Raw genomic sequence first — 25,587 nt, 5'->3', positions numbered from 1 at the left:
CTCGCGCGTTAGTCGTCGGCGATCATGAGCGCCGCCTGCTCTTCGGGCAGGTCAATCTCGTGGAAGGTGTAGGAAAGGGTGATGCGGTGAATGAAATTCGCGTCCCGGTCCTCTAGGATTTCGGGGTCGACGTAGAAGCTGACCGGCATCTGCACCGTCTCGCCGGGCTGCAGCACCTGTTCGGTGAAGCAGAAGCAGTCGATCTTGGTGAAGTAGCTCCCGGCGTCGAATGGCGCGACGTTGTAGCTTGCCTGCCCTGCAACGGGCCGATCAGTCGGATTGTGCGCCTCGTAGAAGGCCAGACCCGTTTCGCCCAGGCGGATTTCCATCTCGCGTTGAAGGGGCTTGAACTCCCACGGCATGTCGCGGTCGAGGGAGCCGTCGAAGCGGACCTTGATGGTCTGATCGAGGATGACGTCGGAGCCTGCATCGGCCGTGTTCGTCGTGCCGCCGTAGCCGGTGACCCGGCAGAACATGTCGTAGAGCGGCACCGAGGCCCAGGCAAGCGAGCCCATCAGCACGACGACCCCAACGGTCAGCGCGAGCGTGCGCTTCGGGCCCTGGAGACGGGGAAACATCACTGCGCGGCCTCCTGCGAGACCATGCCGGTACCCAGCACGTCCTCGCCGTTGCCCATCTTGACGATGGTCATGCCGAAGACGATGCCGACGAAGACGAACAGGATCAGCCCGAGTCCGAAATTACGGCCCTTGCGCCGCTCGTGCAGTTCATGCGTCGCCCGGATCATGCCGCACCTCCGAAGAGGCCGATAGCGCGCAGGAAGGCGTCCGCCAGAAGCGCGGTGAAGTGCAGGAAAAGGTACCACAGCGAGAGTTTGAAGAAGCGCTTCTCGACGCCGTAGGCATCGGCGGTCGCCGCCTCCGTCGTACGGCGGTAGACGCGCCAGGCCCCGTGCAGGAAACGCGCGTTCAGAACAAGCGCCGTGACCAGGTACACCGGTCCGCCGATCGGCGTGAACGCGAGCGCAAGGGACGCGGCCGCGAGCAGCACCGTGTAGGCCAGGATGTGCGTCCGGGTCGCGTCGTTTCCGTGGGTCACGGTCAACATGGGCACGCCGGCGTCGTCGTAATCACTGTTCATGAAAAGCGCGAGCGACCAGAAATGCGGCGGCGTCCAGATGAAGATCAGCATGAACATGAGCAGCGATTCGACGGAGACGCCCCCCGTTGCCACCGCCCAGCCGATCATCGGCGGGAACGCCCCGGCGGCGCCGCCGATGACGATGTTCTGCGGTGTCCACCGCTTCAGAAGCATCGAGTAGATCACGACGTAGAAGAAGATGGTGAAGGCCAGCAGGCCGGCTGCGACGAGGTTCGCCGACAGCGCCAGCATCATCACCGACAGCCCGGAAAGCGCGATGCCGAGCCCGAGCGCCTCGCCCTCGCTAACCCGTCCAGCCGGGATGGGGCGCTTTCGGGTGCGCCGCATGATCCGGTCGATGTCCGCGTCCCACCACATGTTCAGCGCTCCCGATGCGCCGCCACCGATGGCGATAAAGAGCACCGAGGTGAAGATGAGGAACGGGTGGACAGGGATGGGCGCAACGAGCAGCCCGACAAGCGCCGTGAAGACGACGAGCGACATAACCCGCGGTTTGAGCAGGGCGAAGTAGTCCCTCAACTCCGGCTCGGTGGTCCCGGGAATGCTATGAACGCTGGTGTCGGACATCTGTTACCTGCGGCTGACGAAACGCGCGATCACTCGGCCGAAGCGACGTCGAGGGTGCGCGGTTTGCCGGCGTATTCCTCGATCGCGCCGTCAAGCCAGGCATCGTAGGCCTCCTGGCTCACCACCTTCACCGTGATCGGCATGTAGGCGTGGGAGATCCCGCAGAGTTCCGAGCATTGGCCGAAGTAGATCCCTTCCTTCTCCGGCTTGAACCACAGCTCCGCCAGGCGGCCCGGCACGGCATCCTGCTTCACCCCGAAGGCCGGGATCGTCCAGGAGTGGATCACATCCGCCGCGGTAACCTGAACCACGATGGTCTTGTTCACGGGAACGACCATGGCGGTATCTGTCGCCAGCAGGAAATGCTCTTTCTTGTAGCCGGCTTCCTGCAACTGCGCTTCCACTTCCGGCGTCAGCTTGTTGTCCGAGGCCGAGCCAATCATGTAGCTGTCGAAGGTGAACTCGTGGTCGGGGTATTCGTAGCTCCAGTACCACTGGTTGCCGATCGCCTTGATGGTGACGTCGCCCTCCGGGATGATCTGCTGCTTGAACAGCACCGGCAGCGAGAACGAGCCGATGAAGATCAGGATCACGATGGGCACGATCGTCCAGGCGATCTCGAGCGGCGAATTGTGGGTGAAGCGCGCGGGTTCGGGATTTCGGCCGCGGTTGAACCGGACAAAGGCGAGCAGCACGAGCGCGAGCACGAACAGGCAGATCGCGGTGATGATGTAGAGGAGCATCCCGTCGAGCCAGTGGATGTCCCGGGAAAGCTCCGTCACGGCCGGCTGGAAGCCGATGCCGCCCCGAGTCGGTGCTCCGATGACCTCGAGCCCGTCCGTCGACTCCTGTGCAAGGGCGCCGCCAGCCAAGGTCAGACCGGCAAAGGCAGCCGAAAGGCCGCTTTTTAGCGTCGAAATTCGCATCAATATCATGTCCCGTTCGCTACTCGGCCGAAGCCGAGACGGGTCCCCTCCCTGGCGGCCGAAGCCTCCGGGCGAAAAGAGCCCGTTGTGTCCTCCGGTCTAGAGACCATATTACCAAAATCTGCACAAGCCGGTGATTTGGGTCAACAAGTCATCTGTGAATATGTCGATCTGCGGGAGACGCGCCTTGACCTCGACCGAAAATGCACCTTTCCGCCCGTTCGAGACGCTTCTCGATAAGGACTCAGCGCTCGCCATCCTGCGCGATGCCACCCACGGGGCCGACGACGGCGAGATCTTCCTGGAGCGGCGGCGGTCGGAGGCGCTGGTCTTCGACGACGGGCGGCTGAAGACGGCGAGCTACGACGCGTCCGAAGGCTTCGGGCTGCGCGCCGTGCGCGGCGAGACGGCCGGGTACGCCCATTCCACCGAGATCAGCGAAGCGGCACTGAAGCGGGCCGCCAAGACCGCGCGCCTGGCCGTCGGCGACGGCGGCGGCACCCTGGCGGACGGGCCGGTGCCGACGAACCGGCGCCTCTACTCGGACGAAAATCCCATCGGCGACGCGACCTTCCCCGTGAAGATCGAGACCCTCCGCGAGATCGACGCCTTCGCCCGGGATCTCGACCCGCGCGTCATTCAGGTCTCGGCGACTGTCGCCGCGTCCCTGCAGGAGGTGACGATCCTGCGCCCGGACGGGTCGATCGTCGCGGACAGCCGCCCGATGACCCGCCTGAACGTGAGCGTGATCGTGGAGCAGGACGGGCGGCGCGAACAGGGCGGGATGGGCGGCGGCGGGCGTGCAGGCCTCGATGGGCTGCTCGACCGCGCCCACTGGGAGGGCGTCACCCGCGAGGCACTGCGGATCGCCCTGGTCAACCTGGAGGCTCAGCCCGCGCCCGCCGGGGTGATGGACGTCGTGCTTGGCCCGGGCTGGCCTGGCATCCTGCTGCACGAGGCCATCGGTCACGGGCTGGAGGGCGACGCCAATCGCAAGGGAAGCTCCGCCTTCGCAGGCCTCATGGGCCAGCGCATCGCCGCCCCCGGCGTGACCGTTCTGGACGACGGCACCATTCCGGACCGCCGCGGCTCGATCACCGTGGACGACGAGGGCACGCCCTCGCGCCGCAACGTCCTGATCGAGGACGGTGTGCTCGTGGGCTTCATGCAGGACCGGCAGAACGCCCGGCTGTCCGGCGTGTCCGCAACCGGAAACGGCCGGCGCGAGAGTTATGCCCACGCCCCGATGCCGCGAATGACCAACACCTACATGCTGGGCGGCGACGCAAACCCCGCCGAGATCCTCGCGGATCTGAAGGACGGCCTCTACGCCGTCGGCTTCGGTGGCGGGCAGGTCGATATCACGAATGGCAAATTCGTCTTTTCCTGCACGGAGGCCTACCGCGTGAAGGACGGAAAGGTCGGCGCGCCGGTCAAGGGTGCGACGCTGATCGGGGACGGCCCCACGGCGCTGCAGCGAATCACCGCCATCGGCAACGACATGGCGCTCGATCCCGGCATCGGCAACTGCGGCAAGGCGGGCCAGTGGGTTCCGGTGTGCGTGGGCCAGCCCACCCTGCGGATCGGCGGGCTGACCGTCGGAGGCGCCGCGACCGGCTGACACCGCGGCGCATCCGCCGCTCTGGCGGGTGGTACTGCGCCTCAGCGCCCGCCTGCCCTCCACTGTAAAGTGTCGCCCACCGGGCGGCATTTACGGCCGCTTAACCGTTTCGCCCTAGCGATGATGCAGCAAGAGACGAAACGGCGACGGTCTGGACCTGATGTCTTCCCCACCCTCCCTCGCACCACCCACCACGGACGGCGCCCGACTGACCTGGCTTCGTCTCTTGCGCTCCCACCGCGTGGGTCCCTCCACCTTCTACCGCCTGATGGCCGAACACGCGGGCGATGCCGACGCCGCTCTCGCGGCCCTGCCCCAGATCGCCGCCGCCGCGGGCGTTGCGCGTTACGCCCCCTGCCCCATTGACGTGGTCGAACGGGAATTGGCGGCCGGACGCCGCGCCGGCGCCACGCCGCTCTTCATCGGCCATCCCGCCTATCCCCCCGCCCTGTCGGAGCTTCCCGATGCGCCACCGATGCTCTGGGCACGGGGAGAGGTCGCGCTGACCTCACGGGCAACGGTGGCCCTCGTGGGCGCCCGTAACGCCTCAAGCATCGGGCGCCGCATGGCCCGGGTCCTCGCGGCCGGTCTCGGGGAGGCCGGGCTGGTCATCGCCTCCGGCCTCGCACGTGGCATCGACGCGGAGGTGCACACGGCCGCCCTGCCAACCGGCACCGTTGCCGTCGTCGCCGGGGGTGTGGATGTGATCTACCCGCGTGAGAACACGGACCTGACGCATCAGATCGCGGAGCGCGGCCTGATCCTGTCGGAAATGCCGCCCGGCATGCGGCCGCAGGCGCGCCACTTTCCGCGCCGCAACCGGATCATCTCCGGGATCTCCCGCGCTGTCGTCGTGGTCGAAGCCGCCGCGAAGTCCGGCAGCCTGATCACCGCCCGCGACGCCCTCGATCAGGGCCGGGACGTGCTGGCGGTGCCCGGCCATCCGTTCGACGCCCGCGCCTCCGGCTGCAACCTGCTGATCCGCGACGGAGCGCCGCTGGTGCGGAGCGCGGGCGACGTCCTTGAAGCGCTCGGGACCATCGAACAGCCGCGCGCTGCCACCGGAGGACAAACCCCCGCGCGTCAGATCCGTCGCCCCTCCGCACCCCAGCCGCCCCTGTTCCTGTCGCCGCCGCCCGCCGCGACACCCTCCAAGCATGGGCGCACTGAAGCCGTCCGCGCGCGGATCCTGTCCCTCCTCGGCCCGACGCCCCTCGCGGAGGACCAGCTCCTGCGCGACCTCTCCCTTCCTGGGCCCGCGGTCGCCGAGCACCTGCTGTCGTTGGAAATGGACGGGGCCGTCGTCCGGCAGCCCGGTGGCCTGCTGACGCGCGCCGTTTGAGGGGCGCCGTCCACGGCCGAAGGGCGCTCGGTCAGAACGCCGCTGCACCGGTGCATTGACAAGCCCTCGTCGCGACCACATGTTCCCGCGCCAGTCGAACGCACCTATTCCGAAAGTTTTCCGAATGCCCGTCGTCGTCGTCGAATCGCCTGCCAAGGCCAAGACAATCAACAAATATCTGGGCGACGATTACGTTGTTCTGGCCTCCTACGGCCACGTCCGCGACTTGCCGCCCAAGGACGGATCGGTCGATACGGATCACGAATTCGAAATGACCTGGGAGGTCGCGAACGACTCTCGCAAGCATGTGAAGGCCATTGCCGACGCCCTGAAAGACGACAACGCCCTGATCCTCGCAACCGACCCCGACCGCGAGGGAGAGGCCATCAGCTGGCACCTTGAAGAGACGCTCCGCAAACGCCGCGCCATCAGGAAAGACACGGACGTCCGGCGCGTCGTCTTCAACGCGATCACCAAGAGCGCCGTCACCGAGGCGATGAAATCACCGCGCCAGGTCGACCAGCCGCTGGTGGAGGCCTACCTCGCCCGCCGGGCGCTGGACTACCTCGTCGGCTTCAACCTCTCCCCAGTTCTCTGGCGCAAGCTGCCGGGCTCGAAGTCCGCCGGGCGGGTCCAGTCGGTCTGCCTGCGCCTGATCGTCGAGCGCGAGATGGAGATCGAGGCGTTCAAGCCGCAGGAATACTGGTCGGTCAAGGCGCTGCTCGAAACTCCGCGTGGCCAGCGCTTCGAGGCACGCCTGACGACGCTCGCGGGCAAGAAACTCGACAAGTTCGACCTCGCCAACGAGACGGCGGCCGAACTGGCGGTGCAGGCGATCACCTCCCGCGCGCTCTCCGTCACCGGGGTGGAGGCCAAGCCCGCCACCCGGAACCCCTCCGCGCCCTTCATGACCTCCACCCTGCAACAAGAGGCAAGCCGCAAGTTCGGCATGGGCGCGCGCCAGACGATGAACGCCGCGCAGCGTCTCTACGAGGCGGGGCTCATCACCTACATGCGGACCGACGGCATCGACATGGCGCCGGAGGCCGTGATGGCCGCCCGCGACGCGATCAAGGCGCGCTACGGGGAGAAATACGTTCCCAACAGCCCGCGCATGTACAAAAACAAGGCCAAGAACGCGCAGGAAGCGCACGAATGTATCCGCCCCACGGACATGACCCGCGACGCCGGCAGCCTGCGCATTTCGGAGGCCGACCAGCGCAAGCTCTACGACCTGATCTGGAAACGGACACTGGCAAGCCAGATGGCCGCCGCCCGGCTGGAGCGGACCACGGTGGAGATCGCCAGCGACGACGGTCAGGTGGGCCTGCGCGCCACTGGACAGGTCGTGCTGTTCGACGGGTTCCTGAAGGTCTACGAGGAAGGCCGCGACGACGTCGGCGGGGATGATGACGACCGCCGGCTGCCCTCGATCATGCAGGGCGAACCCGCGAAACCCGCGGCCGACGGCTTGCAGGAGGAGTTCGCCAAGGCAGGTGCGAAGACCGATGGCGACGACGTGGTCGAGAGCGCCCCTTCGTCCAAAGGGGACATCCAGTCCAACGGCGCGGCCCTGCTTTCGTCGGACGGCGCCGTGCTCGGCCTACAGCATTTCACCCAGCCGCCGCCGCGCTACACCGAGGCGACGCTGGTGAAACGGATGGAGGAACTCGGCATCGGCCGGCCCTCCACCTATGCCTCGATCGTGACGACCATCCAGGACCGCGGCTACGTGCGGAAGGACAAGAACCGCCTGATCCCCGAGGACAAGGGGCGGCTCGTGATCGCCTTCCTCATGAACTACTTCCGCAAATACGTGGGATACGATTTCACCGCCGGGCTGGAGGAAGAGCTCGACCACGTGTCCGCGGGAGAGGCGGACTACAAGGACGTTCTGGCGCGTTTCTGGCGCGATTTCTCCGCCGCTATCGCCGAGACGTCGGAGCTCCGCATCACCGACGTGCTGGAGAAGATCAACGAGGTGCTGGAGCCGCACCTCTTCCCCCCCACCGCCGACGGCAGCGACCCGCGGGCCTGCCCGGTCTGCGGCAACGGTCGGCTGTCGATGCGGACGGCGCGTTCGGGCGGCGCCTTCATCGGGTGCTCGAACTACCCCGAATGCCGCTACACCCGCCCCTTCGGACCGCCGGGTACGGAGGACTCGGGCATCGGCCCCGACGGCAAGCTGCTGGGCTATGACGGCGACGACAAGATCACCCTGCGGGACGGCCGTTTCGGGCCCTATGTCCAACGCGGAGATGCCACCGAGGAAACCCCCAAGCCGCCGCGCGCGAGCCTGCCCAAGACGTGGTCGGCCGACGCGATGGACCTCGAAAAGGCGCTGACGCTTCTGAGCCTGCCCCGCCAGATCGGCCCGCACCCCGAGGATGGCGAGATGATCGAGGCAGCCATCGGGCGCTTCGGCCCCTACGTCCGGCATGGCAAGGTCTATGCGAACTTGCCGAACGTGGACGAGGTGTTCGAGATCGGCATGAACCGCGCGGTCGAGGTGCTGGCGCAGAAGGCCGCCCGCGGCGGTCGTGGCGCGGCGGCGAAACCGTTGAAGGAACTCGGCGAGCACCCGGACGGCGGACCGATCAACATCATGGAAGGCCGCTATGGGCCTTACGTGAAATGGGAAAAGATCAACGCGACCCTGCCCAAGGACACGGAGCCGCAATCGGTCACGATGGAACAGGCGTTGGAGTTGATCGCTGAGAAGGCGGCCAAGAAGGGCAAGGGCCGCAAATCCACGGCGAAGAAGACGCCGGCCAAGAAGACCGCGGCCAACAAGCCGGCCGCGAAGAAGTCCACCGCCAAGAAGACCTCGGGGAAAAAGGCACCGGCCAAGAAGGCCGCCGCGAAGGCCGAAGGCGACGACGCGGGCAAATGATCCAAGAGACGACTGCGCCGGGCAAATCGCCCGGCGCTTTCGTATTCAGGGGATCCAGAAGGGCTTTCTGACCTCGTGATCCGCCATGTCCGGCGTGATCCCGATATCCTTCAGGTGCTCCGGCGAAAGCCGCGCCAACGCGCGGCGCGATCGCTGTCGACAATCCCATTTGACCACGGCTGTCGCCACCCAGAGCGCGAGATCGGCCAGAAGCGGCAGCGATGGACGGGCACTCAGGCTTTCCAGCCTGGGGTCGGAGGGGGGCGAGAACTGTGCCATGGGAGTCTCCTATTGTATTGACACAATTTTAAATTATGCGATACAAAAATGGATACATTCGGAATGTACCCCGGTCTAGGAGAGTATTGTGTCGGATACAAAATGGGCGGAGGGCGTTCAGCTCGACGGCCGGGCCAAGTACAAGGCGCTGGCGGATCACCTGACCGCCGAGATGGACAAGGGCACCCTGCCCGTCGGCCACCAGCTTCCCCCGGTCCGGCAGCTCGCCTGGGCGCTCGGCGTGACCCCAGGCACGGTCGCGCGCGCCTATTCGATCCTGACTGACGCCGGCCGGCTGGAGGCCGTCGTGGGGCGCGGCACCTTCGTTGCGCCGAAGTTTCGAAACGTCGCCGACGATGTCTGGACCCGGAAGCTTCCGAAGGACTCAGGCAACATCAACCTTTACAGCCCGACATTGCCGGACATGGGCCAGGTCGCCGCTATCCGGCACGCGTTGCGCGCCGTGGCGGAGGGGCCACAGGAGGATCTGGTCGAATACCCCAACCGCGAAGGGTTCCGGCCCGCCCGCGAGGCGGTGATCGACTGGCTCTCGGATGTCTCCCTGGGCCCGGTCGGGCATAAGGACGTCGTGCTCAGCCATGGCGGGCAGAGCGCTATTTCGCTGGTCCTGCAAGCCGCCGTCAGCGGGGCGCAGCCGGTGATACTGGTCGAGGAGCTTTCCTATGCCGGCTTCCGGCGCGCCGCAGAGGTGCTGCGGATTGAAGTCGCCGGCGTGCCCTCCGACGAGCGGGGACTGATCCCGGAAGAGCTCGAACGGATCGCCCGGCGGACCGGCGCGCAGATGCTCTGCACCTCGGCCGAAGTCCACAATCCAACCGGCCTCCACACGCCGCTGGAGCGACGGGAGGAGATCGTTGCGGCCTGCAAGCGCGCCGGTGGCGTGCAGATCCTGGAGGATGATTGCTACCGCATCGGCCCTGCGCGCGCGCCCAGCTACCGCGCGCTCTGGCCGGGAGGCGCCTGGTATGTCTCCTCCATTTCCAAGACGATCACGCCGGCGCTACGCATCGGCTTCGCGGTTGCCGCGGAGGGGCGGTATGCCGACCTGCGCCGCGCCGCCGAATACGGGTTCTTCGGCCTCGCCCGCCCCCTGGCCGAAATGGCGCGCCTCATCCTCGGCAACCCGGAGACCCGGCGGATCGCCGGGCAGGTCCGCGACCGGGTGGGCGACTACATTCGGACCGCAGTGAATGCCCTGGGCAGGCATGAAATTACCTGGCGCGAGGACGTGCCGTTCCTCTGGCTCCCCCTCCCCCGCGGCTGGCGGGCCGCCGAATTCGTGCTCGCCGCGGAACGCCATGGGATCCAGATCAGGTCCGCCGAGGAATTTACCCTCCGCGAGGACCGCGCGCCGCATTGCATCCGCATCGCGGTCAACGGGCAGATCCCGATGGAGCGCTTCGAGGCCGCCATGACCACCCTGCGCGAACTCCTGGACAATCCGCCCGAGGCGATCTCGGCCTGACTCAGGCGATAGTGGCGCCGCGTTGCAGCATTCGTTTGACACGCGTGCCGCCTGTCGGCACAACTTCCGACTTGAAGGGATTACGGGAGGTTCTTGATGGACAAAGTATATGACAGCGCCACCGAGGCGCTGGACGGGCTCTTGCACGACGGGATGCTGATCGCTGCGGGCGGCTTCGGCCTCTGCGGCATACCGGAACTGCTGATCGACGCGATCGTGGAAAGCGGCGTCAAGGATCTGACCGTGGCGTCGAACAACTGCGGCGTCGACGGCTTCGGCCTTGGCAAGCTGCTCGATACCCGGCAGATCAAGAAGATGTTGTCGTCCTACGTCGGCGAAAACGCGGAGTTCATGCGCCAATACCTCTCGGGAGAGCTGGAGCTTGAATTCAACCCGCAAGGCACGCTGGCAGAACGCATGCGCGCGGCGGGCTGCGGCATTCCGGGGTTCTACACCCGCACCGGCGTCGGCACCGTCGTGGCCGAAGGCAAGGAGCACAAGGACTTCAACGGCGAGACCTACATCCTCGAAGAGGGCATCTTCGCCGACATTTCCATCGTGAAAGCGTGGAAAGCGGACCCGACCGGCAACCTCATCTTCCGCAAGACCGCCCGCAACTTCAATCCGCCGGCGGCCATGTGCGGCAAGGTCTGCATCGTGGAAGTCGAGGAAATCGTGCCGACCGGCTCGCTCGACCCGGACAATATTCACCTGCCTGGCATCTTCGTCCACCGCCTGATTCAGGGCGAGCACGAAAAGCGCATCGAACAGCGCACCACCCGCAAGAAGGAAGACGCATAATGCCCTGGGACCGTAACCAGATGGCCGCGCGGGCGGCGCAGGAACTCGAAGACGGCATGTACGTCAACCTCGGCATCGGCATCCCGACGCTCGTGGCCAACTACATCCCCGAGGGCGTCGAGGTGACGCTTCAGTCCGAAAACGGCATGCTCGGCATGGGACCCTTCCCCTATGAGGGCGAGGAGGACCCGGACCTCATCAACGCCGGCAAGCAGACGATCACCGAACTGCCCAAGACCGCCTATTTCGACAGCGCGACCAGCTTCGGCATGATTCGCGGCGGCAAGATCGCCATGGCAATCCTCGGCGCGATGGAAGTGGCGGAGAACGGCGACCTGGCGAACTGGATGATCCCCGGCAAGCTGGTGAAGGGCATGGGCGGCGCGATGGACCTCGTCGCGGGCGTCGGCCGCGTGGTCGTCGTGATGGACCACACCAACAAGAAGGGCGAGAGCAAGGTACTCCACCGCTGCACCCTGCCGCTCACCGGCAAGGGCGTGGTCGACCGGATCATCACCAACCTCGGCGTGCTGGACGTGACGCACCGTGGCCTGCACGTTCAGGAACTCGCCCCCGGCGTAACGCGCGAGGAAATCGTTGCCGCGACGGAGGCCACCGTCGTCTGACGAGGCCGCGTTTCCGGTGGCGGCTCGTCCACACACAGGAACGCTCCCATGATCTCCCGTGCCGCCAGTGCACTGGCGGTACGGGCCCAGCGGGTGAAGCGATCAGACCGCCCCCGGCCAGCGGGTTTCACACCGCGCCGCCGCACCCGGTTCCATTGGAAACAATTCCATATTGCCGCCCCAATCGGTTGCTACACGGGCGCCAATGACACAGGCAACGAGCACGACACCCCCCGCAGCTACAGCCGCTCCACCGAGCCGGCTGCGCGACGGCGTGATCGCGGCGGGGCTTCTGGGCCTGTTCCTGCTTGGCCTCGGCACCCTCGCCGCGGCGACGGGATGGCACGAAAGCCTTGCACAGCTCGCCGTTCTGACAGTGGCGCAGGTCGGCCTCCTGCTGATGTTGTCGCTCGTCAATTACCTGTTGCGCGCTGTCCGCTGGCACCTCTTCACCCGCACGCTCGGCCTGCGCACGACCATGTCTCAGAGCCTGCGCCACTTCGTCGGCGGGTTTGCCATGACCGTTACGCCGGGCCGGGTCGGCGAACTGATCCGTCTGCGCTGGATTCGGCGGGAGACCGGCTGGGAGCCGGAGCGCACCGCGCCACTCGTCCTGATGGACCGCGCCGCCGACCTCGCGGCCATGGCGATCCTGCTCGGCATCGCCGTCACCTTTTCCACCATCGGTCTCACCGGGGCACTCCCCGTCCTCCTGCTGGCCCTGGCGGCGGCATACGTCGCCACGCACCCCCGCCTGCTCGCGTGGTGCGTGACGCGCGCCTACCGGACCCTCGGGCGGTGGCCCCGCACCTTCGGCCGGCTCCGCCAATCCGCCCGCGCACTGCGCGCCTTCTCCAGCCCCGGCGCCCTGACCGCCGCGCTGACACTGGGCGCGGCCGGTTGGCTGGCGGAGGGTGTCGCGTTCTTCCTCCTCCTCAGCTGGATGGGCGCGGATGTGGGCCTTTGGACCGCCATCGGCATCTTCGTCTTCTCCACCCTGGCCGGCGGACTGACCGGCGCCCCCGGCGGCATGGGCGGGGCGGAGGCAGCCATGATCGCGCTCCTGCAGTTGCAGGGCGTCCCACTGGAAATTTCCGTCCCCACGACCGCCGTGATCCGGTTGACAACCCTCTGGTTCGCGATCCTCTTGGGGCTCCTGCTGTTCCCCGTGGCGGAACGGCAGTCGAAAAGGGCTGCGCATGACCTGGAAAACCACTGACGCCTGGGGATGGGGCCGGGTCTACCGGACCCGTGGCGAATTTGCCCGGCCGGAGCGGGCCTCCGCGCTGGACCGGATCGCCGCCGACTCCCCCTGCCCCGCCATCGGCCAGCGCCGGTCCTATGCCGACGCCTGCCTCAACAGCCACGGCCGCACTGTGCTGACCGATCGGCTGGACCGCATTCTGAGCTTCGATCCGGACACCGGCGTGCTCGATGCCGAAGCCGGCTGCCAGTTGAGCGAGATCGTCCGCCTGTTCGCCCCGCGCGGCTGGCTCCCCACCGTCCTTCCCGGCACAGGCTTTGCCACCGTGGGCGGCGCGATCGGAATGGACGTCCACGGCAAGAACCACCACCACGCGGGCAGTTTCGGCCAGCATGTCGCCTCCCTCACCCTGCACCAGCCGGACGGCCGCAGCGAGGTGCACCCCGGGGAGCCGCTCTTCGAAGCGACGGTCGGCGGCATTGGGCAGACCGGCCCCATCGGGTCCGCGCGCCTGCAAATGCAGCGGATCAAGGGCCCGGTGATGATGGTCACCGAACGGCGCGTGCCGGATCTGGACACCTATCTCTCCCTGCTGGACGTCTCGGAGGCGCCCTACACCGTCGGATGGATTGACGCGACGGCGTCGGGAGCAAGCCTTGGGCGCGGCATCCTGGAAGAGGCGGAAAACGGCGCCGGCCTTGTCCCGCCGGCAAAACGGGGGCGGACCGTGCCTTTCGACGCGCCACCCTTTGCTCTGGCCGGAACCGTCGTGCGCGGGTTCAACGCGGCCTATTACCGGCGAATTCCCGAGCGCGGCCGCACGGTGGTCAAGCCGATGGAGGATTTCTTCTTCCCCCTCGACAAGATTTACGACTGGAACCGCCTTTACGGCAAACGCGGCTTCCACCAGTTCCAGTGCGTGGTGCCGCTCGCAGAGCGCGACGTCCTGCGCGACATGCTGGCGGCGGTGGCGGCCTCCGGCCTCGCCTCGCCTCTCGCAGTGCTCAAGCGCATGGGTCCCGGCCGGGCCGGCATGATGTCCTTCCCGGCAGAGGGCTATACGCTCGCCATCGATTTTCCGGCCCGCGAGGAAGCCCCCGGCATGATCCGCCGCCTGATCGCGATGGCCGACGAGGCCGGTGGCCGTGTCTACCTCGCCAAGGACGCCTTTGCGCAGCCGGAGCAGATGGACCGCATGTATCCCGACCGCGTGGCCTGGGCGGAACTTGTCAACGCGCGAGACCCGGAAGGTGCGTACGAGACCGACCTCGTTCGGCGGCTGGCGTTGAGGACGATTCAATGACCGAGACACGACAGGAATGCTGGTTGATCCTGGGGGCGACCTCGTCCATGGCCCGTGCGCTCTCGCGCAAACTGGCGGCGCGAGGGGCGGCCCTGCTGCTCGCCGGCCGCGACATGGACGACCTGGAGGCCACCGCCGCCGACTGCCGGCATCGGGGCGCGGCCTGGGCGGAGCCGATACGGTTCGACGCCCGCGATTCGGCCACGTTCGAGCCCATTCTCTCCCGTATGGCCGCCGCCGAGGGCACGCTCAACGCCGCCGTCTTCGTCGGCTCCATGCCGGAGCAGGCCCTGATCGATTCGGACCCGTCCCTCATCGACAGCGTCGTGACCGACAGCTTCACCGGCCCCGCCCGCCTCATTCATGCTCTGGCGCCGATGCTGGAGGAGCGGGGCAGCGGCACCATCGTCGGGGTCGGCTCCGTCGCGGGTGATAGGGGGCGTGTGGGAAACTACGTCTACGGCGCCGCCAAGGCCGGGTTTCACACCTATATGTCGGGCTTGCGCAACCGCCTCACCCGGTCCGGCGCGCACGCGGTTACAGTGAAACCGGGCTTCGTCGACACGGCGATGACCTGGGGGCTGGACGGAATGTTCCTCGTCGCCCCGCCCGAGGCCGTGGCGGACGCCATTCTGAAGGCCGAGCGGAAGCGCAAGAACATTATCTATACGCCGTTCTTCTGGCGCTACATCATGACCATCATCCGGGCCATTCCCGAACCGATCTTCAAGAAGATGTCGATCTGACCCGCGCCCGGTGCAAGACGCGCTTCGGGGCGGCCCCTTCAGTCCACCACGCGCGCAGCCGTCTGCTGGCTGGTGCGGAAGACGCAACCGTCGGAGACGAGCTGCGGCGGCGACAGGCACAGCCCCTTGGCCACGTTCCACGCCGCCAGAACCTTCGGCACGTAGTCGCGCGTCTCCGCGTAGGGCGGGATGCCGTGGTGCTTGCGCACCGCGTTCTCGCCGGCGTTGTAGCCGGCCAGCGCCAGGAGCGGATCGCGTTGGAAGTGCTTCAACAGCCAGTCGAGATAGGCCACGCCCCCCTCGATGTTCTGAGTCGGGTCAGCGCGGTCTGCCACGCCGAATCGGTCGGCGGTGGCCGGCATGAGCTGCATCAGTCCGCTTGCCCCGGCCGAACTGACGGCATCCGCCCGCCCCGCGCTTTCCACGCCGATCACCGCCAGTGCGAGCGCAGGCGAGACCTTCGTGTTGACGGTGGCCTTCAGGATGGCGGCCCCGTGCTCGTCGGCGATGGCCTGCAACGCGGCCAGCCGCGGTGCGCGCACCGCTGTTCCGTTCGGCCCGTTCCGCAGCGCCGCCAGCGCGGTCTCCATGCGTCCCGAGGAGCCATCCGCCAGGTTGGGCGAAATCAGGTCCCAATACCAGTCGTAGGAGGACGCGACCGTTGCTGGCGCGCCATCTGCCTCCGCACCGGGCGCCCCCTCAGCGCCGGGCTCCGTCGGCCAAGGCACGTCGGGCTTCGGCGGAATGGCGGGGTTGAGTTCGAGCAGGCGCGCCTGTTCCTGCGGGTCGATCTGCACGAGAATACGCCGCCCCACGGCCGTCGGCGCGCCGACCTTGACCCGTTTGAAGGTGAAATCCTTCTCCGGAGGAATGCCCTCGGCCGCCGCGGGCGCGCAGACCGCCACCGCCGCAATGATCGCCGCCCATCCGCCGGCACGGGAAATGAAAGCCATGGATGTGTCCTGCTCGGTATGATTGTTTTTTGCAGAATCGCAGATGAACGGCCGCGACTCCAGCGCAAGCCCTGATTCTGTGCAGCATTTTTTAAGAGTTGCGCGTACCGGCCACAGCGATAGGACCCGACTTGCAGGCCAATTGAATCATTGCGGCATCCGTCGTTCACGAAAACCCGGCAATGTACCAACAAGGAACGATAGGCGCCAAAGTCTCGCCCCAATCCACAGGCTTATTGTACCCATGCCAACCGGAGAGCGAGCCATAAGAGAGGCTGGCTCACAGCGATCCGAACGGCGAGAACTGAGCGAAACCACCTTTCGGAGTGTACCGATGAAACTCTTCAATCTGATCAAGACCTTCCGCAACGACGAAGACGGCGCCGTGACCGTTGACTGGGTCGTGCTGACCGCCGCCATCGTTGGCCTCGGCATCGCCGTGCTGGCAGCCGTTTCCGGTGGCGTGGAAAACGTCTCCAAAAAGATCGACACCAGCCTCAGCGCCCAGACGATCAAGACGACCTTCTGATAGTCCGAACACCCGGACAGTTCGGATCGAGAGTCGCGTCCATTTGGTGGGCGCGACTTTCGCGTTTTCACAAGCATTTTTAAAAAAGCCAGCGACCCGGGGCACATTTTTCAAAAGTCAGGTCTTCGTCCTGCTCTCGCCCCCGATTTCGTCACATTGCTGCGCGACACGTAAGACGCCCCGGCCGCGAGGGGCCCACCGCCGTCAGCCACCACCAAGGAACAGGAGCTCAGTAATGGTCCGATCGACCGAAGATCTGCCCGGCGAGAACACTGGATCGGTGACACTGGACTGGATCGTGCTCACGGCCGGTGCCGTTGCCCTGGCCCTGGGGGCCACCAGCATGTTTCTCGGCGGCGATGGCCACCAGGCAAGCCAAGTGCCGCCGGTGGTGTCGGACTCGCAGATTTCCGAGTGACCGGTCCCGAACCGCTCCCCCTGAGCCACAGTCGAACCCCCTGGCCCCGATCAACACCGGGAGCGTCGACAGTTTCACGACCGCTCCATCCAGCGGCCACGCTTCTGCCTCATTGCTGAACGAAGGTCGAAACAGCCTTGGCGCAGGAGCATTTTGTAGACCTGCCAGAAAGAATACGGGAAAGGGCACGACATGCGGATCATCTTTGCAATCGTCCTTGTCGTCGGCATCGCGCTTGCCGGTTTCGCTGTCTATACGGCGCAAAACTTCATGTCGAACATGAGCGCGGAACGGGATGCCTTGCTGGCCGCGCAGAGAGATGCGCCGCCCATGGTGGACGTCGTCGTGATGTTGTCGGACAAGGAGTATGGCCAGGAACTCACGAAGGAAGATGTAAAGTGGGTGCGCTGGCAGAAGGACAGCGTGCCCGCCGGCGCCTTCGTGCGCGACGTGTCCGAGTTCGAGGATACCGACGTGCGGGACGCCAACCTGCTGTTTCCCACCGGCATGCCGGATCGCTTCGTGATCGATTCGATGAAAACCTTCGAGCCGCTGCTGGCCTCCAAGGTGACGGAGCCGGGCGAGGATGCCGGGATCACGTCGCGGCTCAGCAAGGGCATGCGGGCCTTCGCGATCCGCGTCGACGTGACCTCCGGCGTGTCCGGCTTCCTGCGGCCGGGCGACCGGGTGGACGTCTACTGGACGGGCAATGCCTCGACCAACTCGCAGAATTACGGCGACATCACCAAGCTGATCGAGACCAACGTCAAGCTGATCGCGGTGGACCAGATTTCGGACACGGCACGTGTGTCTCCCGTCATCGCGCGCACCGTGACGATCGAAGCGTCGCCGCAGCAGGTCGCGGCCCTGGCGCAGGCGCAGTCCACTGGCCGGCTGACCCTGTCGCTCGTCGGCGCGAAGGACGATACCGTGGCGCAAGTGAGCCAGGTGGATCAGAAAGCACTGCTGGGCCTGGTGGACAAGGCGCCCGAGGTGATCCTGCAAAAGCAGGTCTGCACGACCAAGATCCGCCGCGGTGCCGAGGTGATCGAACAGGAAATCCCCTGCGTCAACTGACGGCCCGGGCGCCGGAACAGCGCGCCGCACCCCTCTGCCCTGCTTATGTGAGCCCGCGACAGTCTGAAAACTGTTGCGGGTTCACTACATAAGATTCCCTCCACAACGCCCTGATTCTTGCAATAAATTGCAATCGAATGCACTGTGGCCCGAGATGCGGGCGGAAGACCCGCTTAATTGACGTGATCGAGAGGCAGGGTCACCATGACAGTCAAGACGCTTGTGCGAGCGGGTCTTCTCGGCCTTGCATTTGCCAGTGCAGCCTATGTTCCCCCGGCAATGGCCGAGACCCTGCGGGTCTCTGGCGGCACGGTCCAACGTGCCCTGAAGGTCCCCATGAACAGGGCCGTAGTGGTCGAAAGCGACATCGCTTTCGCCGAACTTTCCATCGCAAACCCCGGCATTGCTGACATCTCGACGCTCTCGGAGCAGTCGATCTATGTCCTCGGCAAGGCGCCGGGCCGGACGACGCTGACGCTTCTCGCGCCGGACGGATCGCTGATTACCAACGTCGAGGTCCAGGTGACCGCCGATGTCGGCGAATTGAAGGAGCGGCTCCGGGAGGTTCTGCCCGGAGAGGCCATCGAGGTCCGGCCCGCCAACGACGGCATTGTGCTGTCGGGGACCGTCACCAGCGCCCAGGCCATCGACCGGGCGATCGACCTTGCGAATCGCTATGCCCCGGATCGGGTGTCCAACCTGATGATGGTCGGCGGCACGCAACAGGTGATGATGAAGGTCCGGTTCGCCGAGATGAGCCGGTCCGTTCGCAAATCGCTCGGCTTCTCCACCTCGCTCAAGGGCACCGCCGACAACGGCAGCATCGGCTACCAAGGCGGCACCGGCGCCTACCTCGGCGACACGTCCGATGGCGTGATCCTCGACGCCGACACCTCGGGTGCGCTACAAGTCGGCTTCGGCTACGGCGACGTCGAATTCGCAGTTCTCATCGAAGCCCTTGAATCCAAAGGCTTCGTCAGGACCCTTGCGGAACCGAACCTCACCGCGCTCTCCGGCCAGGCGGCCAGCTTCCTGGCGGGCGGCGAGTACCCGGTGCCCTCGCGGGACGACGACGGGAATGTTACCGTCTTCTACAAACCCTTCGGTATCGTGCTGAACATGACGCCGCGGGTCATCGGAGAGAACATCAACCTGAACCTGAAGGCCGAGGTCAGCCAGATCGACACGTCGATCGGCATCACCGACGCGGGCTTCTCGATTTCCGGTTTCTCCACCCGCAACGCCCAGAGCACCGTGGAACTGCGTGACGGCGAAAGCTTCGCCATCGCCGGCCTGCTGCAGGACGACTTCGCCGACCTCTCGACCCAGGTTCCGTGGCTCGGCGATGTGCCGGTGCTCGGCGCGCTGTTCCGCAGCGCGGACTACCAGCGCGAGCAGTCCGAACTGGTCATCATCGTCACGGCGCACCTCGTGACGCCGACACGGGGCGATGCCCTCGCACTGCCGACCGACCGTGTCCGCCCTCCCTCCGAGAACCAGCTGTTCATGCGGGGCATCACGGCGGTGACCAGTCGGCCCATCACCGGCGGTGCCGGCGAGGTAGCCCGGCAGGACTTCACCGGTTCCTACGGCTACGTGATGGAGTGAGAGAGATGAAAACCCCCCTCACCCTTGCCGCCCTCGGCACCGCGCTCGTCCTGTCCGGTTGCGTCTCGTACTGGAACGAGGAAGCCGGCGCTTTCCTCGACCAGGGCGAATTCGGCAACGCGACGATGAACAATCAGCTCGCCATGACCTGCCGGAAGGTCACCCCGGTGACCATCGAGAAATACGGCCAGCCGCTTTCCGCGGCTTGCCCGGGTCGCCGGCAGGACGGCAAGTACGCTCTCTTCGCCTACCGGGAGGCCGTGGACAGTGCGACGGAAACTCCGCCAGCCATCATCCGGTCGGCGCGGATCAGCAATTAGAACCACCACCACCAACCTACCTACGGTCACGGCGTCGTCTGAAAAGGCGGCGCCGTCGGCGTTTTGGCGCCCCGTCCCGCACTTGTTCGCGCTCAGAAACAGAAGCTCCGTTCCCCGACCACAGGGGGTCATATTCGCACAAATTCGACAATGTGGCCTCACTTTCGCCCGGTTTTCCTAACAAACAGACGCTCAGGAGTAGTGCGTGCGGTACGCAGGCACGAGCGACGCTGCCGGGGCCTTTTCGCGAACCAAACGGCCTTTGCGAGAGCCGGACCGGGCGCGTTTTCTGATGAAGGGCGAGAGACGTATGACAAGTAGTGTGGCATTGCAAACTGAGCCCGCCCCCGTGGTCGCCTGCACTGTCAGCCGCGACGTCCAGGACTTCGATCTGCTGATTGAGGATATGGAAACGGAGCTTGGCGAGGGCTGGGGGGACCTTTCCTTCGACGATGCCATCGCCTTTCTCGAACAACCCGATGCGGACGCGCTGGAGTTTCTCGCCATCGCGATGAACGCCCAGGACGAGGGGAACCTGGTCCGGATCGGCGAACTGATCACCATGGCCGGCAATCGCGGGGTCAAGGTCATCGTGATCGCCGAAGACGTGAGCCCCTCCGTTCTCCACCGCCTTCTGCGATCCGGCGCGACGGACTTCCTGCCCTATCCCCTGCCCGAAGGCGCGTTGCGCGAGGCCATCGCCCGCCTGCGCGTGCCCGATCCACGCCCCATGATGCCACCCGGCGATCCGGCATCCTTCGCACACGGCACCCAGACCGGCCGCGAAGGTGCTATTTTCGCGGTGCACGGGCTTGCGGGCGGCGTCGGCGCGACCACCTTCGCGGTTAACCTGGCCTGGGAACTGGCCATCAAGGACAAGAAGAACGGGCCCAGCGTCTGCCTGCTCGATCTCGATTTCCAGACCGGCTCAACCTCGACCTACCTCGACCTGCCGCGCCGCGACCTCGTCTACGAGCTGCTGTCCGACATCCCGACGATGGACACGGAGAGCTTCCTGCAGGCGATGCAGGTGTTCGGCGAGCGGCTCCACGTGCTCACCGCCCCCGCGGACATGCTGCCCTTGGATCTGGTCGGCCCGGACGATATTGCCGCCCTGCTCGACATGGCCCGCGCCAATTTCGACGTGGTCGTGATCGACATGCCCAAGACCCTCGTGTCCTGGACGGAAACGGTCCTGGGTCACGCGAACGTCTATTTCGCAGTGATGGAACTCGACATGCGGTCGGCCCAGAACGCGTTGCGGTTCGTGCGCCTGCTGAAAAGCGAGGATCTGCCCTACGAGAAGATGCGGTTCGCCCTGAACCGCTCGCCGCGTTACACGGACCTGCAAGGCAAGGCCCGCGTGAAGCGCATGGCCGAGAGCCTCGATATCGACATCGAACTGATGCTCCCCGACGGGCAGAAACAGATTTCCCAGGCCTGCGACCACGGCCTGCCCCTGTCCGAAAACGCGGGAAAGAACCCGCTCCGCAAGGAAATCGCCAAGGTCGCCGCTTCGCTGCACGAACTTATCGCGAGCGAGGTCGAGGCAGGCTGACGACATTCCCCTACTGAGGCCAGAGTCAGAATGTTTTCCAGATACAAAAAACCTTCCCAATCTTCCAACGCGCCGCCTCCCACCGCCGCCGCAGCGGCCGCAACGGCGGCTGCCGCGCAAAAGCCGGTGGAACGGGTCGCCCGCAAGACCACGCCCCCTGCCAAGGCAAAGGTCGCGGCCCAGCCCGCGCCCGTCGACAAGGAGGCGAAACGCAAGGAGCGCCTCTCCGAGATCAAGGTCGAGCTGCACAAGCTGCTGCTGGACAACCTGAACCTCGCCGCGCTGGAAACGGCGTCGGATCAGGACCTCAAGCAAGAGATCGCCGCCATTGCCTCCGAAGGGCTGGAGGAGATGGCCGTCGTCCTGAACAAGGACGAGCGCGCCAAGCTCAACCAGGAACTCTATGACGAGGTGAAGGGCCTCGGCCCTCTCGAACCGCTGCTGCAGGACGACACCGTCAACGATATTCTCGTCAACGGCCCCAAGCAGATCTTCATCGAACGGTCCGGCAAGCTGGAATTGTCCAGCATCACCTTCAAGGACGAAAAGCACCTCCTGCGGATCATCGACAAGATCGTCTCCGCCGTCGGCCGGCGCGTGGACGAATCGAACCCCTACGTCGACGCCCGCCTTGCGGACGGATCGCGCTTCAACGCGATGGTGCCGCCGATCGCGGTCGACGGGTCGCTGGTCTCGATCCGGAAGTTCAAGAAGGACAAGCTCGGCGTCGACGATCTGGTCCGCTTCGGCGCCTTTACCGAGGAGATGGCCGCCTATCTCCAGGCCGCCGTCGCCACGCGCCTTAACGTGATCGTGTCGGGCGGGACCGGCTCTGGTAAGACCACAACGCTCAACGCGCTGTCGTCCTTCATCGACAACTCCGAACGAATCCTGACCATCGAGGACACCGCGGAACTCCAGCTCCAGCAGACCCACGTGGGCCGAATGGAAAGCCGGCCGGCCAACGTCGAGGGCAAGGGCCGTGTCAGCCAGCGCGACTGTTTGCGGAACGCGCTCCGGATGCGCCCGGACCGCATCATCGTCGGCGAGACGCGCGGCGAGGAAGTGATCGACATGCTGCAGGCCATGAACACCGGCCACGACGGCTCGATGACCACGATCCACGCCAACTCCGCCCGTGACGCGGTCAGCCGTCTGGAAAACATGATCGCCATGGCGGGCATCGAGATGCCGCTGAAGGCGGTGCGCAGCCAGATCGCGTCGGCCGTCAACCTCATCGTGCAGGCCAGCCGCCTGCAGGACGGCTCCCGCCGTATGGTGTCGATCACTGAAATCACCGGCATGGAAGGCGAAGTGATCTCCATGCAGGAGGTCTTTCGCTACGAACGCCTCGGGCTCCAGTCCGACGGCAAGATCCTCGGACGCTTCAACGCCACCGGCGTCCGCTCCTATTATTCGGAACGGTTCAAGCAGTGGGGCTACGACCTGCCCGCCGCTATCTACGAACCGATCGTGGGGTAAACGCACATGCAGATCTCGGCCGAGCCGCTTATCTACGGACTCATCTTCGTTGCCGTCCTGGTCCTGGTCGAGGGGCTCTACCTCACCGCGTTCGGCAAATCGATCAGCCTGAACAACAAGGTCAACCGCCGGCTCGAACTCCTGGAAAAGGGCGGCGGGCGCGAAGAAGTGCTCGAACAGCTCCGCAAGGAGATGAGCCAGCACGTCAATTCCCGGGGCATTCCGCTCTACTCGATCCTGGCGGACAAGGCACAGAAGGCCAACATCGCCTTCTCACCCAACCAGCTCATGATGGTCATGGGCGTGCTGTCGGGCGTGGCCTTCGTCGGTCTGACCGTGGCGACGGAGGCGGGCCTCGCGGTGCGCGTCGTGGTGGCGCTGGCCATGGGTGTCGGCGGCGTCTACGTCTGGGTCAACAACAAGGCCAAGAAGCGCCTCGGCCTGATCGAGGAGCAGCTTCCGGATGCGGTGGAGCTGATGGTGCGCAGCCTGCGCGTCGGCCATCCCTTCTCCTCCGCCGTCAACATCGTGGCCCGCGAAGTACCGGACCCGCTGGGCAGCGAATTCGGCGTTATCGCCGACGAGAGCGCCTATGGACGGGACATATCCGAAAGCCTGAAGTCGCTTGCCGAGCGGATGGACATGCAGGACCTTCGCTTCCTCGCGGTGGCGGTGACGATCCAACAGCAGTCAGGCGGTAACCTGGCGGAAATCCTCGACGGGTTGGCCAAGGTGATCCGGGCCCGCTTCAAGCTGTTCCGCCGCGTCAAGGCGATCACGGCGGAGGCGAAGTGGTCTGGGATGTTCCTGTCGGTCTTCCCCATTCTCGCCCTCGTGGGCATCAACGTGATCCAGCCGGACTACTACGCGGACGTGAAGGACACCGCCGTGTTCATCCCGGCCTGCCTCGTCGTGGGGACGTTCCTCGTCATCAATGTGATCTTCATGAAGATCATGGTCAACATCAAGGTCTGAGAGGCATCCATGGAACTCCTCATCGCCGCCAACGACTGGCTGATCGATCGCTTCGGCGAACTCGGCCCACTCTACGCCGTCGGCGCGCTCGGCCTGCTGCTGATCTTGCTGACGCTTCCGGTCCTGCTCAAGCGCCAGGCGGACCCCCTGGACAAGCTGAAATCGCAGACCTCGCACCACCGGTCCGCGAGCAACGACAAGACCGGCAAGGCAGCCCTGCGCTACGACACCGGCAAGACGGCCAAGCTGGACAAGTACGCCAACTTCCTCGAACCGCAGGACGAGGAAGAGATGAGCTCGGCCCGAATGAAGATGCTGCGGGCCGGCTATCGCTCCAAATCCGCGGTGCGGACGTTCTACTTCGCCCAGTTCGCGCTCGGGATCACCTTCCTCCTGTTCGGGGTCCTCTACGCTATCGTGAGTTCCGCCACCGGCGAGATCACGACTCACGCCCTCGTTCTGTCGGTCCTCATTCCGGGCTGCATCGGTTACTACATTCCGAAATACTGGGTGAATCGGCGGCTACAGAACCGGCAGCAGGAGATCACCAACGGCTTCCCGGACTCGCTGGACATGATGCTCGTCTGCGTCGAGGCGGGTCAGTCGCTTGAGCAATCGATCGTCCGTGTCTCCAAGGAACTCCGCGCAGGCTTCCCCGCTTTGGCCGATGAATTCGAGACGGTCGCCAACGAGATGAAGGCCGGCAAGGAGAAGGTGCAGGTTCTCAAGGACATGGCCGAACGCGCGGGCGTCCCGGACGTGTCCTCCTTCGTCACGGTCCTGATCCAGTCCGCCAGCTTCGGCACGTCCATCGCCGAGGCGCTGCGGGTCTATGCATCGGAGATGCGAGACAAGCGGGTGATGCGCGCCGAGGAAAAGGCCAACGTGTTGCCGACGAAGCTGACGCTCGGGACGATGCTGTTCACCGTGCCGCCTCTGCTCATCATCCTCATCGGCCCGTCGATCTACCAGATCGTCCAGACGCTCTCCGCCTCGAACTTCTGAGGTCACACGCACCGCGCCCCCGCGCCCATGCACCCGGGCGCGGCGTCGCATTTGCCACACCTCGCCCTCATCGCGCAATCGTTCCCGAAGCCCCCTTGGAGACGCCACGCGTTCGGGCAAAAGTGTCCCACGATGCCAGCTAATCGCCATCAGGGCCGCCCCACGCAGCGCCTGTCTGCCCTCGTCTGTGCGCTCTGCCTCGCCGTGTCTGCGTGCGACAAGGACGACGAGCGCCTGCAGCCGCTGAACCAGGGTCCGGCCCTGCCAAAGGGGGTTCAGGGAACGGAAACCGCCGTCGACGGGCTCGTCGTCGGCCACCGGCTGATGGAAGCCGGCGAGTACGAACTCGCGCTGAAGGAATACCTGCGGGCCGCCGCCGATTATGGATTGAACGTCGACGTGCTCTCCGCGCTCGGCTCCGCGAACCTAAAGCTCGGGCGCCTCGGGCAGGCCGAGAAGCTCCTACGCCGCGCCATCGAAGAGGACGAGACATTTGCGCCCGCCTGGAACAACCTCGGCGTCGTTCTCGTGGAACGCGGCGAAGTCGGCGAGGCCGCGCGGGTCTTCCAGACCGCCTTCGCGCTCGACAGTGGCCAAAGTGCCGAAATCCGCGAAAACCTGAGCGCCGCGCTCGAAAATTTGCAGAATCCTGCTTACACTGCAGAAAACACGAATACCTTCGAGTTGGTGCGCCGGGGGAGCGGCACATACCGCATCCTGAGCACACCCTGAGGCAGATCGAGCAG

At 65.6% G+C, this 25,587-nt stretch carries 25 protein-coding genes; 19 read left to right on the top strand and 6 right to left on the bottom strand.

What is annotated here, in order from left to right; translation table 11 throughout:
- Window positions 1–8: 8 nt before the first annotated feature.
- The 4 genes from BM075_RS09880 to coxB are packed head-to-tail and all read right to left on the bottom strand — an operon-like array spanning window position 9 to window position 2,615.
- Window positions 9–578 (bottom strand): cytochrome c oxidase assembly protein, encoded by a 570-nt coding sequence (locus BM075_RS09880; RefSeq protein WP_093360512.1) that lies wholly within the window; start codon window positions 576–578, stop codon window positions 9–11.
- Window positions 578–748 carry a hypothetical protein gene (locus BM075_RS24415; protein ID WP_177208308.1) on the bottom strand — a complete coding sequence of 57 codons (171 nt, stop codon included), beginning with the start codon at window positions 746–748 and terminating at the stop codon, window positions 578–580. Before BM075_RS24415 ends, BM075_RS09880 begins: the two co-directional genes overlap by 1 nt.
- The gene (cyoE, locus tag BM075_RS09875; RefSeq protein WP_093360511.1) at window positions 745–1,689 is read right to left on the bottom strand and encodes a heme o synthase; all 945 of its coding nucleotides are present in this window, start codon (window positions 1,687–1,689) and stop codon (window positions 745–747) included. Before cyoE ends, BM075_RS24415 begins: the two co-directional genes overlap by 4 nt.
- 29 nt (window positions 1,690–1,718) lie before the next feature.
- On the bottom strand, window positions 1,719–2,615 hold the full coding sequence (gene coxB / locus BM075_RS09870; RefSeq protein WP_093360510.1) for a cytochrome c oxidase subunit II: 897 nt from the start codon (window positions 2,613–2,615) through the stop codon (window positions 1,719–1,721).
- A 163-nt stretch (window positions 2,616–2,778) separates the two neighbouring features.
- Here coxB and tldD point away from each other — a divergent pair, with 163 nt between their 5' ends.
- From tldD to topA, 3 genes are all read left to right on the top strand, one after another.
- A complete protein-coding gene (tldD, locus tag BM075_RS09865; protein WP_093360509.1) occupies window positions 2,779–4,236 on the top strand; it encodes a metalloprotease TldD in 1,458 nt (485 codons plus the stop codon).
- Between the two features lie 160 nt (window positions 4,237–4,396).
- Entirely contained in the window at window positions 4,397–5,578 is a 1,182-nt protein-coding gene (gene dprA, locus BM075_RS09860; RefSeq protein WP_093360508.1) for a DNA-processing protein DprA, read from the top strand.
- A gap of 124 nt (window positions 5,579–5,702) precedes the next feature.
- Complete coding sequence (gene topA / locus BM075_RS09855; RefSeq protein WP_093360507.1) at window positions 5,703–8,471, top strand: type I DNA topoisomerase; 2,769 nt, start codon at window positions 5,703–5,705, stop codon at window positions 8,469–8,471.
- Between the two features lie 45 nt (window positions 8,472–8,516).
- Here topA and BM075_RS09850 read toward each other — a convergent pair whose 3' ends face one another.
- Entirely contained in the window at window positions 8,517–8,750 is a 234-nt protein-coding gene (locus tag BM075_RS09850) for a DUF1127 domain-containing protein (RefSeq protein ID WP_093360506.1), read from the bottom strand.
- An 88-nt stretch (window positions 8,751–8,838) separates the two neighbouring features.
- Between BM075_RS09850 and BM075_RS09845 the strand changes: the two genes are divergently transcribed.
- The 6 genes from BM075_RS09845 (at window position 8,839) to BM075_RS09820 (ending at window position 14,916) form a co-directional block, all read left to right on the top strand.
- Window positions 8,839–10,236 (top strand): aminotransferase-like domain-containing protein, encoded by a 1,398-nt coding sequence (locus tag BM075_RS09845; RefSeq protein WP_281244931.1) that lies wholly within the window; start codon window positions 8,839–8,841, stop codon window positions 10,234–10,236.
- A 96-nt stretch (window positions 10,237–10,332) separates the two neighbouring features.
- Window positions 10,333–11,037, top strand: a complete 705-nt coding sequence (locus tag BM075_RS09840) for a CoA transferase subunit A (RefSeq protein ID WP_093360505.1) — start codon at window positions 10,333–10,335, stop codon at window positions 11,035–11,037.
- On the top strand, window positions 11,037–11,663 hold the full coding sequence (locus BM075_RS09835) for a CoA transferase subunit B (protein ID WP_093360504.1): 627 nt from the start codon (window positions 11,037–11,039) through the stop codon (window positions 11,661–11,663). Before BM075_RS09840 ends, BM075_RS09835 begins: the two co-directional genes overlap by 1 nt.
- 205 nt (window positions 11,664–11,868) lie before the next feature.
- The gene (locus tag BM075_RS09830) at window positions 11,869–12,882 is read left to right on the top strand and encodes a lysylphosphatidylglycerol synthase transmembrane domain-containing protein (RefSeq protein WP_093360503.1); all 1,014 of its coding nucleotides are present in this window, start codon (window positions 11,869–11,871) and stop codon (window positions 12,880–12,882) included.
- A complete protein-coding gene (locus BM075_RS09825) occupies window positions 12,863–14,170 on the top strand; it encodes an FAD-binding oxidoreductase (protein ID WP_093360502.1) in 1,308 nt (435 codons plus the stop codon). Before BM075_RS09830 ends, BM075_RS09825 begins: the two co-directional genes overlap by 20 nt.
- A complete protein-coding gene (locus BM075_RS09820) occupies window positions 14,167–14,916 on the top strand; it encodes an SDR family NAD(P)-dependent oxidoreductase (protein WP_093360501.1) in 750 nt (249 codons plus the stop codon). The genes BM075_RS09825 and BM075_RS09820 overlap by 4 nt, the downstream gene beginning before the upstream one ends.
- Before the next feature lie 38 nt (window positions 14,917–14,954).
- On the opposite strand, the gene BM075_RS09815 is transcribed toward BM075_RS09820, so the two are convergent.
- On the bottom strand, window positions 14,955–15,869 hold the full coding sequence (locus tag BM075_RS09815) for a lytic transglycosylase domain-containing protein (protein WP_093360500.1): 915 nt from the start codon (window positions 15,867–15,869) through the stop codon (window positions 14,955–14,957).
- 334 nt (window positions 15,870–16,203) lie between these two features.
- Here BM075_RS09815 and BM075_RS09810 point away from each other — a divergent pair, with 334 nt between their 5' ends.
- From BM075_RS09810 to BM075_RS09765, 10 genes are all read left to right on the top strand, one after another.
- Window positions 16,204–16,398 carry a Flp family type IVb pilin gene (locus BM075_RS09810; protein WP_093360499.1) on the top strand — a complete coding sequence of 65 codons (195 nt, stop codon included), beginning with the start codon at window positions 16,204–16,206 and terminating at the stop codon, window positions 16,396–16,398.
- A gap of 235 nt (window positions 16,399–16,633) precedes the next feature.
- Window positions 16,634–16,816, top strand: a complete 183-nt coding sequence (locus tag BM075_RS09805) for a hypothetical protein (protein ID WP_093360498.1) — start codon at window positions 16,634–16,636, stop codon at window positions 16,814–16,816.
- 192 nt (window positions 16,817–17,008) lie between these two features.
- Window positions 17,009–17,893 carry a Flp pilus assembly protein CpaB gene (gene cpaB / locus BM075_RS09800; RefSeq protein WP_093360497.1) on the top strand — a complete coding sequence of 295 codons (885 nt, stop codon included), beginning with the start codon at window positions 17,009–17,011 and terminating at the stop codon, window positions 17,891–17,893.
- 204 nt (window positions 17,894–18,097) lie between these two features.
- Complete coding sequence (locus tag BM075_RS09795; protein WP_093360496.1) at window positions 18,098–19,501, top strand: type II and III secretion system protein family protein; 1,404 nt, start codon at window positions 18,098–18,100, stop codon at window positions 19,499–19,501.
- 5 nt (window positions 19,502–19,506) lie between these two features.
- A complete protein-coding gene (locus BM075_RS09790) occupies window positions 19,507–19,821 on the top strand; it encodes a hypothetical protein (protein WP_093360495.1) in 315 nt (104 codons plus the stop codon).
- Between the two features lie 310 nt (window positions 19,822–20,131).
- A complete protein-coding gene (locus tag BM075_RS09785; RefSeq protein ID WP_093360494.1) occupies window positions 20,132–21,379 on the top strand; it encodes a CpaE/TadZ family protein in 1,248 nt (415 codons plus the stop codon).
- A gap of 30 nt (window positions 21,380–21,409) precedes the next feature.
- Window positions 21,410–22,861, top strand: a complete 1,452-nt coding sequence (locus BM075_RS09780) for a TadA family conjugal transfer-associated ATPase (RefSeq protein ID WP_093360493.1) — start codon at window positions 21,410–21,412, stop codon at window positions 22,859–22,861.
- Window positions 22,862–22,867: 6 nt separating this feature from the next.
- Window positions 22,868–23,836 carry a type II secretion system F family protein gene (locus tag BM075_RS09775; RefSeq protein ID WP_093360492.1) on the top strand — a complete coding sequence of 323 codons (969 nt, stop codon included), beginning with the start codon at window positions 22,868–22,870 and terminating at the stop codon, window positions 23,834–23,836.
- A 9-nt stretch (window positions 23,837–23,845) separates the two neighbouring features.
- Window positions 23,846–24,841 (top strand): type II secretion system F family protein, encoded by a 996-nt coding sequence (locus tag BM075_RS09770; RefSeq protein WP_093360491.1) that lies wholly within the window; start codon window positions 23,846–23,848, stop codon window positions 24,839–24,841.
- A 132-nt stretch (window positions 24,842–24,973) separates the two neighbouring features.
- Window positions 24,974–25,573: a tetratricopeptide repeat protein gene (locus tag BM075_RS09765; RefSeq protein WP_093360490.1), complete on the top strand. Its 600-nt coding sequence runs from the start codon at window positions 24,974–24,976 to the stop codon at window positions 25,571–25,573.
- Window positions 25,574–25,587: the final 14 nt, after the last annotated feature.

Source organism: Tropicimonas isoalkanivorans, assembly GCF_900112335.1.
GTDB classification, from domain to species: Bacteria; Pseudomonadota; Alphaproteobacteria; order Rhodobacterales; family Rhodobacteraceae; genus Tropicimonas; species Tropicimonas isoalkanivorans.
This window is presented reverse-complemented; position numbering and strand designations above follow the sequence as displayed.